General features: G+C 52.6%; 10 protein-coding genes and 1 pseudogene. 1 reads left to right on the top strand and 10 read right to left on the bottom strand.

From position 1 onward, the window contains the following. Positions 1–12: 12 nt before the first annotated feature. The 4 genes and pseudogenes from Q1K24_RS01900 to purL all read right to left on the bottom strand — a co-directional run bounded on the left by Q1K24_RS01900 (position 13) and on the right by purL (position 3,621). Positions 13–225, bottom strand: coding sequence for a hypothetical protein (locus tag Q1K24_RS01900; RefSeq protein ID WP_366903404.1), 213 nt, complete (start codon positions 223–225; stop codon positions 13–15). Between the two features lie 146 nt (positions 226–371). After that, a pseudogene (locus Q1K24_RS09755) lies at positions 372–479 on the bottom strand (hypothetical protein); the annotation flags it as partial. 66 nt (positions 480–545) lie between these two features. After that, entirely contained in the window at positions 546–1,364 is an 819-nt protein-coding gene (locus Q1K24_RS01895) for a hypothetical protein (protein ID WP_300365108.1), read from the bottom strand. Between the two features lie 46 nt (positions 1,365–1,410). Further along, positions 1,411–3,621, bottom strand: coding sequence for a phosphoribosylformylglycinamidine synthase subunit PurL (purL, locus tag Q1K24_RS01890; protein ID WP_300365105.1), 2,211 nt, complete (start codon positions 3,619–3,621; stop codon positions 1,411–1,413). A gap of 305 nt (positions 3,622–3,926) precedes the next feature. On the opposite strand from purL, the gene Q1K24_RS01885 reads away from it, so the two are divergent. Further along, positions 3,927–4,145 carry a cold-shock protein gene (locus Q1K24_RS01885; RefSeq protein ID WP_283242318.1) on the top strand — a complete coding sequence of 73 codons (219 nt, stop codon included), beginning with the start codon at positions 3,927–3,929 and terminating at the stop codon, positions 4,143–4,145. 48 nt (positions 4,146–4,193) lie between these two features. Here Q1K24_RS01885 and Q1K24_RS01880 read toward each other — a convergent pair whose 3' ends face one another. The 6 genes from Q1K24_RS01880 to yidD all read right to left on the bottom strand — a co-directional run bounded on the left by Q1K24_RS01880 (position 4,194) and on the right by yidD (position 10,802). Further along, positions 4,194–4,799 carry a hypothetical protein gene (locus Q1K24_RS01880; RefSeq protein WP_300365102.1) on the bottom strand — a complete coding sequence of 202 codons (606 nt, stop codon included), beginning with the start codon at positions 4,797–4,799 and terminating at the stop codon, positions 4,194–4,196. Continuing rightward, positions 4,792–6,591 carry a glutamine--fructose-6-phosphate transaminase (isomerizing) gene (gene glmS / locus Q1K24_RS01875; protein ID WP_300365099.1) on the bottom strand — a complete coding sequence of 600 codons (1,800 nt, stop codon included), beginning with the start codon at positions 6,589–6,591 and terminating at the stop codon, positions 4,792–4,794. The genes Q1K24_RS01880 and glmS overlap by 8 nt, the downstream gene beginning before the upstream one ends. Positions 6,592–6,659: 68 nt before the next feature. Beyond that, positions 6,660–8,003 (bottom strand): tRNA uridine-5-carboxymethylaminomethyl(34) synthesis GTPase MnmE, encoded by a 1,344-nt coding sequence (gene mnmE / locus Q1K24_RS01870; protein WP_300365096.1) that lies wholly within the window; start codon positions 8,001–8,003, stop codon positions 6,660–6,662. Continuing rightward, positions 8,000–8,863 carry a Jag N-terminal domain-containing protein gene (locus Q1K24_RS01865; RefSeq protein WP_300365093.1) on the bottom strand — a complete coding sequence of 288 codons (864 nt, stop codon included), beginning with the start codon at positions 8,861–8,863 and terminating at the stop codon, positions 8,000–8,002. Before Q1K24_RS01865 ends, mnmE begins: the two co-directional genes overlap by 4 nt. After that, positions 8,863–10,455: a membrane protein insertase YidC gene (yidC, locus tag Q1K24_RS01860; RefSeq protein WP_300365117.1), complete on the bottom strand. Its 1,593-nt coding sequence runs from the start codon at positions 10,453–10,455 to the stop codon at positions 8,863–8,865. The genes Q1K24_RS01865 and yidC overlap by 1 nt, the downstream gene beginning before the upstream one ends. A gap of 5 nt (positions 10,456–10,460) precedes the next feature. Continuing rightward, a complete protein-coding gene (gene yidD / locus Q1K24_RS01855; RefSeq protein ID WP_300365090.1) occupies positions 10,461–10,802 on the bottom strand; it encodes a membrane protein insertion efficiency factor YidD in 342 nt (113 codons plus the stop codon). Between the last annotated feature and the right edge of the window lie 9 nt (positions 10,803–10,811).

The following is a 10,811-nucleotide window of genomic DNA, read 5'->3' as shown; positions in this document are numbered from 1 at the left end:
CTGGATTTTTGATCATCTCTTGTCTTTCTGGCGTTCGAACAGCATGAGGCAGCTCACAATCTGCTTCTCTTTCTTTTTCCTTTGGTACTGCATCACCCACCTGGGATGCGGCAAAGCTTCGATAGCATCGAAAAAGTTGCAGCGTTCATTGAGCTTTTCGAGGTAGGCTTTGTTTTTGCCTTTGCCCACGCTGGCGATACGACGGTCGACATGGGGGTATGCCATCTGTTTTTCGATACTCTCGACGACGAGTCACGGCAGGCCGTCGGCTTCGAAGTGTACCAGTCGCAGGGCGTTGCTCTCGATCCCCTCGCGCCGGGCGAAAAAGTCCCGTTCGACCGGTTCGTCGCGCCAGCTGAGAATCGGGCGGCGATGGTGCTGTGGGGATTGACGAAGGCGGTGGCCATATACTCGCCCTGGTGCACCAAGGCTGCCACTTCATCGGGCTCGGTGTAAAGAGTGTCGGGAAGTTCGTTGCAGTAGAGCCACGGGGGAGCGCCGGGTCAGGAGCTTCCGGGCGGAGCGTTTGGAGAGGTCGACCTTTTTCATGGCGTCGGCTGCGAAGCGGTACCTAAGATTTCCGCTTCGATCGACTCCATATGTTCCCCGTTGAAGGGGCTTAACCCCACCCGCACCAGATAGTTGTCAAGCAGGATGAGCCCGTCCAGGAAATTGTCAAGTCGGCCTGTGTTGTTGAAATCTTCCGGTGCGAAAGCGGGGAACCTCTTCATCACCGCTTCGGGCGTCGCCTCCCCTTTTTTCCAGCCGCCCGCTTCCAGGAGGGTGTCCAGAAACCACAACACGCCCGCCGAAGCGTCGATGTCGCTCACTTTTTTGAACCCTACCGGATAGATCGCCATCCTTCCCATATCGGGCTCTTCCGACACCTCGAAACCGAGGCGTAGCCTGCGCATCCGTTGGGCCGGCTCGTAGTGGGAAAGTTTTTCGAGAGCTCTTCGGTAACGGTGTTCGAACTCCTCTTTCGAGACCTCTTCGATGCGTTCGGAAGCGTTCTGCTCTTCCACATAGAGTACTCCCTCCCCCAGAAAGTAGCTTCGATACAGCCATCCGTCGGCCACGACTTCCACCTCTTTGCTGCCGGGGTCGTATTTACCCACGAGCTTCAACCGGGTATGTTTCGCGCTGTAGGGGTAGATCTCATAGTAGCCGTCCACGCTGCCGTTGGCATCGAACCGAAGCACGACGAAGTCGTAACTGTTGAGTTTGTCGAAAGTTTTTTCGTCCATCAGATCGGGATCGAGGGGAAGAAAGGTTTCGTTGGCATAGTAGCGTATCTCCTCTCCTGCGGGGGTTTCGACCCGCAGGAGAGCCATGGCAAAGAGTGAGAGAAAAAAAAGACGCATAACTTTCATGGCTCGTTGAATGGGCGTCTCCAAGGGAGAGAGTCCCTCAGATATCCTGCTCGATGATGCGCTGGAAGGTGTTGAAGTAGATATCGTTCAATCTCTCCATCGGCATCGCGATATCGTTGACCTTGAGTGTATCGCCGCCGACGGTGCCCACCTTTTCGCACTTCAGACCACGCTCGGCCGCCATGTTCGCCACGGTTTCGACATTTTCGGGGGCCACCTCCAGCAATGCGCGGGAGAAGCTTTCGCTGAAGATATTGACAGCGTCACCCAGATCGGCTGCCACGCTCGCACCTTTGCCGCCCACGGCCGCCATTTTCGCGACGGCGATAGCGAGGCCACCCACATTGAGATCTTTGGCGGCTTTGAGGAGCCCTTTTTTGTTGGCTTCGATAACCAGATCCCACAGAGCCAGCTCTTTGTCGTAATCGATCGCCGGCAGCGTTCCGCCGGTCGTTTTGAAGAGCTCCTTGAGATAGATGCTGCCACCAAATTCCCTGCGGGTTTCCCCGATAAGCAGCAGCGCATCGCCCTCTTCCTGGAAAGCGGAAGGCAGTACCTTGTGCTGGTCATCGTTGACGCCGACCATTGCGATCGTCGGCGTCGGGAAGACGCTGACACCGTTCGTTTCGTTGTAGAGCGAGACGTTACCGCCCGTAACGGGAGTGTTGAGCTTCGCACACGCCTCCTTGATCCCTTCGCACCCCTGGGCGAACTGCCACATCACTTCGGGGTTTTCGGGGTTGCCGTAGTTGAGGCAGTCGGTGATCGCGAGCGGACGTGCACCTGTCATCGCCACATTCCGGCCCGACTCGATCACTGCAGCGGCCGCGCCCCCTTTCGGATCGATATAGCAGTAGCGCGGATTGCAGTCGGAACTCATCGCGATGGCCCGGCCGTTCTCCTTGACACGGATCACCGAACCGTCCAGGTCGCCGCCCTTTTTCACCGTATTGGTCTGGACCATCGAGTCATACTGCTCGTAGACCCACGCCTTGTCCACGACTTCGATCGACTTGACAATCGTTTCGAACGCCTCCTGGTTCGACGGAAGCTCATATTTGTCAATATCAATTTCCGCGATCTCGTCCAGATATTTCGGGCGAGCCGTCGGACGGTCAAGTACCGGAGCCTCCTCGCTAACCGGGTCGACGGGTACTTCCGCCACCTTGTCACCATGCCAGTAGAGCTCCATGAGCCCCGTATCGGTCACTTCGCCGATGACGGCACAGTCGAGCTCCCACTTCTCGAAGATTTCGATGATCTTCTCTTCGGTCCCTTTGCGTGCACAGATCAGCATACGCTCCTGCGACTCGGAGAGCATCAGTTCGTATGGGGTCATCCCCTCTTCCCGCATCGGGACTTTGTCCAGATCCATCCGCATGCCGCTGCCGCTTCGCCCCGCCATCTCGAAGGAGCTGGATGTCAGCCCTGCGGCACCCATATCCTGAATACCGACGACATAGTCGGTTTTGAAGAGTTCGAGACACGCCTCCAGCAGCAGTTTTTCGGTAAAGGGGTCGCCAACCTGAACCGTCGGACGCAGGCTCTTGGACTCTTCGGTGAAACTGTCGGAGCTCATCACTGCGCCGCCCAGACCGTCGCGGCCCGTCTTGGAGCCGACATAGATGACCGGGTTGCCGACACCCTCCGCTTTGCCATAGAAGATTTCATCTGCTCTGGCGATACCAAGCGTAAAGGCATTGACCAGGATATTGCCGTTGTAACTGTCGTCGAAAAAGGTTTCGCCACCCACCGTCGGGACACCCATGCAGTTGCCGTAACCGCCGATACCCGCGACGACACCCCGCACCAGGTGGCGCTGATAGGCGGCACTCTGGTCGTCGCCGCGTACACGCCCGAAGCGAAGCGCATTCAGATTCGCCACCGGCCGGGCACCCATCGTGAAGACGTCGCGCAGTATGCCGCCAACGCCGGTCGCCGCGCCCTGATAGGGTTCGATAAAACTGGGATGGTTGTGGCTCTCCATTTTGAAAACCGCAGCGTAACCGTCTCCGATATCGATGACTCCGGCATTCTCGCCCGGTCCCTGAATCACCCAAGGCGCTTCGGTCGGAAAACCGCGGAGATATTTTTTGCTCGATTTGTAGCTGCAGTGTTCGCTCCACATGGCACTGAAGATGCCGATCTCCACCATATTTGGAAGACGGCCGAGAATCTTCTGAATGTGCTCGAAATCCTCTTCGGAAAGTTTGTGCGCCTTCAATATTTCGGCAATATCCTGTTGCATACGGGTACCCTTGCAGATGAAATGTAAAAGTTGGTGTGATTATAGTCTAAGAGTGCTTGTTGTTTGATGAAAAAGATTGGGAGAAGAGGAAAATTTCAGAAATTCCGATGCGCCGCTCTCCTTCTGAAATGTATAATTTTGAAAAAGCTTGCTATTGGCAGATGTTTCAGCTATACTTCACCTCAAGAAAGATGATTTCGATTCTCGTCTTTGTGTGTGACCGTTCTACCTCGACCCTTCGAATTAGAGTTATAACCCGCAAAACAGCTTCAATCCTTTCGAATTTTTTATAAAAGGGGTATCTCATGGCAGATATTATCAACGGAACCGTCAAATGGTTCAATACGGAAAAAGGGTATGGTTTCATCCAGCCTGAAGATGGCGGCAAGGATGTTTTTGTACATTTCCGTCAAGTCAACCACACCGGTTTCGGCCGCGTCGAACTCAACGAAGGTCAGAAAGTGACGTTTTCAATCGGCCAGGGCGAAAAAGGTCCTCAGGCAGAGAACGTAACTCCGCTTTAATCGACAAAGGGGGCAGCGCCCCCTTTTCCTCCCCTCCCCCTCTTTCCGTCACATATCTTTATTGATCAAAATATCCAATTCGAACAGCTTTTGATCCCATCGGCTCAACGGCACCTCCGAATCGTCTTCTTTGACAACATGATTCAAAACTGTCGCCCCCTCGCTCGCTTTCCCTTCAATGAGACACTGCGTCACAATGTTCTGCAATGATTCATTCAGCGGATAGAGCAGCTCCAGGTCGCTTTTGCCTTTGAAAATTGCCAAAACACGAAGTGGAGCACCATTCGCCTGCACCCCTTCCAGAATCTCCATCTTGTCGTTTTTTGCAAGGCTCTCCACACTGCCGAGTCCGAATACCGCTCGCACCACGGCATCTGTCGCTTTGCCAAAGGTATAATTCTCCGGCATCGAAACCCTTTCATCCACAAGCGTATACCCATTAAACAGTGTCGCGAACGTCCGATCGATCGAAAGTGCATCGGCGGTACGGTGTCTCCTTTCGATCCGTTTCAACGGCAGTACGAGGCGGCAATCGCCATATCTCAGAAACATGCTGCTTTCCGTAAACGTGACGGGAGCGATGCTTCTGCTGCTGAGGCGCCACAGAATGGCAACCGCCAATACGACGAGAGCCAGTATGATCCACTTACTCAACAGTGACACTTTTTGCGAGGTTGCGGGGCATGTCGACATCGTTGCCCAGACGTATCGCGATCTCCATCGCGAGCAGCTGTTCGACAACCATCATTTCGAAAAATTCAAGCATCGGATGTTTGTGCGGATGGGTTAGGATGAAATCGTCCGCCAGATCGAACATTTCAGGAGATATCGAGAGTATCGTCGAATCGCGTGCACTGAGCTCTTCGACATTGCTTTTTGTTTTGTCGTAGAGCAGCGTTCTGGGCATCAGTGCGATCGTGAAAAGCTCGGCGTCCGCGAGGGCGATCGGGCCATGTTTCATTTCGCCTGCCGGATACCCTTCTGCGTGAAGATAACTGATCTCCTTGAGCTTCAACGCACCTTCCAGCGCCAACGGGAAAAAGATGTCGCGGCCGATAAAAAAGAAGCCGTGACCATGCAGATAGCGTTTTGAGAGGCGTTTGCACTTTTCGTGCACATCGAGAGACTTCTGAAGCACTTTGGGCACGTAACTCATGTATCGGAGCTCTTCGCGCATCGTATACTCCGCGATCGTTCCCTGTTTTTTGGCGAAGAAAAGCGTCAGCATCCAAAGCACCATGACCTGCGTCGCGAAGGCTTTCGTACTGGCAACCCCCTTTTCGATTCCGGCACGTGTCAGAATGGTCGCATCGGCAAGACGTACGATGGAGGAGTTGTCCACATTGCAGATGGCCAGTGTCCTCAGCCCCGCATCTTTTGCCATTCTGAGCGCTTCCAGTGTATCGGCCGTTTCACCACTCTGACTGATGACAATAAAGAGCGTGTCATCGGTCAGAAGGGGCTCTTTGTATCGGAATTCGCTGGCGATTTCGACATTGACCGGCATCTTTGCCTGCCGTTCGAAGAGATAGCTCGACGTCAGCGCCGCGTGGTAACTGGTCCCGCAGGCACAGATTTTGATCCGTGAAATATTTTCAAGGAACGTGTCGTCAAGTTCGTCGAATACGATGTCATTGTCCAGCACCCGCCCGATCATCGTATCGCTGACCACCTGATACTGTTCGTATATCTCTTTTTCCATGAAAAAGCGGTAGCCGCCCTTCTGGGCAGTCAGTTTGTCGCCCGAAAGGGGTACGAAGCCCAGAGCGATCGGTTCGGCATGGATCTCTCCGGACGTCGCATAGCCGATCGTACCGTCCTCCATATAGGCCACCTCTTCCGCCTCGCCGATCAGCGGTGCATCGGAGGATGCGAAAAAGACTTCGTTGCTGCTGTTTCGTCCGATAATCATCGGTGAGCCCTTCCGGGCGAAGAAAATCGTATCGGGAGCTTTCTGTGTAATGAGAAGGACGGCATAGGCACCGTCGAGCTGATCGATCGTCGCTTTGAATGCTACGAAAAGATCACTGTAGCGGTTCATCTCTCTTTCAAAAAGGTGGACGATCACCTCCGTATCGGTCTGGCTCAGAAAATTGACACCCAGATCCTCGAGCATCTCCTTGATTTCACGATAGTTTTCGATAATACCATTGTGAACGACATAGCTGTATTCACCCATATGGGGATGGGCATTGAGTTCGGTCGGCTTGCCGTGCGTCGCCCAGCGGGTATGCCCGATGCCGACACCGGGGCCCTCCGTTTTGAAATTTTTCGTCTTCTCATCAAGATTGGTCAGCTTTCCTACCGCTTTGAAGGATTGAATATGCCCCTCCTGCATCACCGCGATGCCAGCCGAGTCATATCCGCGATACTCCAGTTCGCGCAACCCTTCGATCAATTGGCTTTTAATCTCTCTTTTACCGATATATCCGACTATTCCACACATAAAATATCTCCTCTATTTTCTCAAGACACAATAGCATCGGCGAATATCTTCAAATGTTCATGATTTCGTTACTTGCCAAGGCAGAATTCACCAAACATTTTATCCATAATATCGTTAAAATCCACTGGTTTCGAAATCGAACTGATCGCCTTGATCGCATCGTTCAGATGGAAGGCGAACAGTTCGAGCTCTCCCATCTCAAGAGGTTGTTTCGCCTGGCTGATCGCCCTTCTGGCCTCTTTTACCGCTTCGATCTGCCGGCTGGAAATGAGAAGAATTTCATCGCCCTGCGCCATATGGGAGAGTCTCTTTTCGAGCGCATCGATCATCTCTTCCCCCTTTTTTTCGCGTGACAGAAAGAGCGGGCTGTACGTTTCAATTTTCGCGATATCCAGTTTGCGCGGCAAATCGGTTTTGTTGACGACGACAATCATCTCTTTCTCTTCGGCATATCGTTCGATAAGTGTGAGAATCTGCTCATCCTCTTCATCCCACTGCCTGCTGGCATCGAACATCGCGATCACGATATCACTCTGTTCGATCGCGGCCACCGATCGCGCGATGCCGATCTTTTCGATCGTATCGGCCGACTCACGAATGCCTGCCGTGTCGACGATTCGTACCAGATGGGTACCGATACGGATCTGCTCCTCTATCGTATCACGGGTTGTTCCCGCCACCTCGCTCACGATGGCACGTTCGTAATTGAGCAGTGCATTGAGCAGAGAACTCTTTCCGACATTCGGTTTGCCGATGATTGCAACCTTGAAGCCTTCGATCAGGCCGCGTCTTCGTTCACTCGATCGCACGATGGTTTCGATCTGCTCCTCCATCGTTTCGAGCTGATGCAGCAGATTGTCGACCAGATCCGCCGGAAGATCCTCTTCGGCATAGTCGATCGTGACCTCGGCAAATGCGACGGCACGAATCAGTTTGTCACGCATCGTATCGACAAATGTTTTGAGCTCTCCCTTCATCTGCCGTGCCAGAATTTTGGCGGCATCTTCGCTTTTGGCTTCGATCAGTTTGGCGATCGCTTCCGCCTCCGTCAGATCGATCCGACCGCCAACGAACGCACGTCTGGTAAACTCACCGGGTTCCGCCAGTCTTGCACCGTATGCCAACACCGTACGCAATATCTCCTCCGCCACGATCGATCCGCCGTGACACTGGAATTCGACGACATCTTCGGTAGTGAAACTGTGGGGAGCCTTGAACCAGATGACGATGGCTTCGTCGATCAGTTCATCATTGGAATCATACAGATTGCAAAGATGGGCATGACGGGGTATCAAAGAGGATTTGTTGGTAAGTTTCCGTGCAATATCGAGTGCACCGCCTCCGCTGAGACGCACGATAGCGACCGATCCCACCCCACTGGCGGTGGCAACGGCCGCTATGGTGTCGCTCACTTGCGCTCCATAAACTCGTTGACAATAATGTAACGGCCACCTTCGCGATTGGTTCGCACAGCCACATATTTGTCCGGGAAGTAATCCCGAAGCCGCGTCAATGCGATCTGGACGAGAATACCGTCAAGTACTTTGGTCTGCCCCCGTCCCTCGTTTTCAATACGCTCGATGACCGGCTGGAGATAGTTCTCGATCATCGCTTCCTGATTTTGCAAAAATTCCGCAATTTCGAGCCGAACCTTGTAGCCATATTTGCTGTGAATCCAGTTGTAGAGAAGATAGGCGAGCGCTTTGTAGCGATACCCCTCTTTGCCGATCAGCAGCGCCGCGTCGTTGCCGTGAAACTCCACAAGAACCGTTTCATCGTTGAAAACCGACACCCTGATGGGTTCGATATCGAAACAGGCGTGTTCGAAAAGATCGTTGATATCCGTTTCGATCTCGGCCACGACAGTCGTGATATCCGGGGTTTCCGTATAGAAATTTCCAAAAATCTCATCATCCCGCTTCAGTGAAAACTCTTTTTTCGGCTCCTTGTTTTCAACTCGCTCTGTTTCCTCGGCAACCGGTTTGGCAATTTTTTCTTCCGTCTCGGCACGGGTCTCTACAACATTTTTGACTCTCTCCCTGGGCTCGGAAGAGGCTTTCTGTTTTCGCCTTTTTGGCATCTCGCCTTTGTTTCTGTTTCTCTTTTTTGACGGCATTGCCGCAACGATGATGGCCGACTTCCGTCCAAATCCCAAAAACCCGCGGGAGGGGTTTTGCACGACCTGTATATCGAGTTCGGTAATCGAACAGGAAAACTCTTTGGCAGCCTCCGCATACGCCTCTTCAAGAGTCGAAGCTTCGAACCTTTTCATTACTCAGCCTTTGGCTGCTTCTCGAGCATGCGATTGATCATCAGCTGCTGTGCGACAGAGAAGATGTTGTTCGTAAGCCAGTAGAGTACGAGACCCGCCGGGAACGTGACGAAGAAGAAGGTAAAGACGATCGGAAGCCATTTGAAAATCTTCTCCTGCATCGGGTCGGTAAAGTTGCTCGGTGTCACCCGCTGATGCAGCCACATCGATGCACCCATCAGAATCGGCAGAACGTAATAGGGGTCCATCACGGAGAGATCCTGAATCCATAGAATCCATGGTGCCCCTTTGAGCTCGATCGCATTGAGGAGAACACGGTAGATGGCAAAGAAGACCGGGATTTGCAGAAGCATCGGCAGACAGCCACCCAGCGGATTCGCTTTGTGCTTCTTGTAGAGCTCCATCATATGCATGTTCATCTTCTGCGGATCGCCCTTGTATTTCGCCTGAATCTCCTTGATCTTCGGCTGCAGCTGTTTGAGACGGTGCATCGATACCATCCCTTTGTAGGTAAGCGGATAGAGAATCAGACGGATCAGCAGTGTCAGTGCTACGATCGTCCATCCCCAGTTGGGAATGGAACTGTGCAGCCACATCAGCACTTTGAACATTGGAGCGGCGATGAAGGTAAACCAGCCGAATTCGATAATTTTCGTCAGCTCCGGATGGATTTTCTGCAGAATCTTGTACTCTTTCGGACCGATATACCCATGCAGAGTCCTGGATGCACCCTCTCCCTTGATGAACAGAATCGGATTCTCTTCGGCATCTTTATTGACGACAACATCCATGCCGTTTTCAAAATCGTAAAATGCTGTCGCATAGTAGCGGTCGAACGCGACGGCGATGCGCGCTTTTCGGAACGCTTCGGTTCCCTTCGCATCCCCGTCGTCGATGATCGTCAGTGTACCGTCCGCCTCTTCGATCATGACACCGTGGACCGTGTAGTTGTCGATCCGAAGATCCGGGCGGTAACCCGGAGAGATGAAGTAGGGTTTCGGTTCGCTCATCGTGATCGCGACATCGTAATGGTGATCCGGATAGATCGTAATCTTTTTCTCGACAACGAATCCGTTCAGATTCTGGGTAAACGTGATGACTTCCGGCTTCTCGCCGCTGACATCGAGTTTCGAGACGGAAACCGCATAGGGCGTATTGAAAGCGAGTTCGTTGAGCTGCGGATCACTGAAGCGGATTTCAAGAGGTTTCGGAATACGGGGATTGTTGAAGAGTTTGAGCTCTTCCCCCTCTTCCGTGCGATATTGGATATCTTTCAGATAGATCTGCGATATCCGGCCGAGTGCATCGAACTCGATGGTCGCATTCGATGTTTCAACCGTCGCGACAACACCGCTGAGCAGGCCATTGACCGATTTTTTCTGTACTGCCGGTTTCGTCGGCTCGGGTTGAGTCACGGCAACAGGAGTTGCAGCTGTTTCATTTTCGGCAGATCTCTCTTTGACCGGAGCGGTCTGAACTGTTTTGTTCTGATCCGCCAAATGTTTCGGTTTGGGCATAAAAAAGTAGTCGTATCCGATAAAAACAAGCAGGGAGAGCACCGTTGCGATGACAACGCGTGTCTGGGTATTCATATTTTCTAACACGATGGGCCTTTCGAAAAAGTATTTTTGATAACTCTGCATCCATCCCGTTCCGGAACATACCAATAGGTGATGGTGGGTATAGTGCCGTCTGATCGGTTGGGTGAAAAATGTTTACAGGAGATTTTCGGATAGTCGATTCCGCCGTCGAAGAGCTGGTTGCATCGGAGTATCCGGAGGGTTGTGGAAAAAATCGCTTTGAAAATGTTTGGATTGGTTTCGATCTGCCATTTGGCATATTCGGAACAGGTCGGATAGTATCGGCAGCTTCCAAATCCCAGCAGTGTCAGATACTTCTGGTAAAACTTCAAAGATCCCGATAATGCCTCTCTGATCATCTCATAGCC

This window comes from Hydrogenimonas sp. (assembly GCF_029932565.1).
Taxonomy (GTDB): domain Bacteria; phylum Campylobacterota; class Campylobacteria; order Campylobacterales; family Hydrogenimonadaceae; genus Hydrogenimonas.
This window is presented reverse-complemented; position numbering and strand designations above follow the sequence as displayed.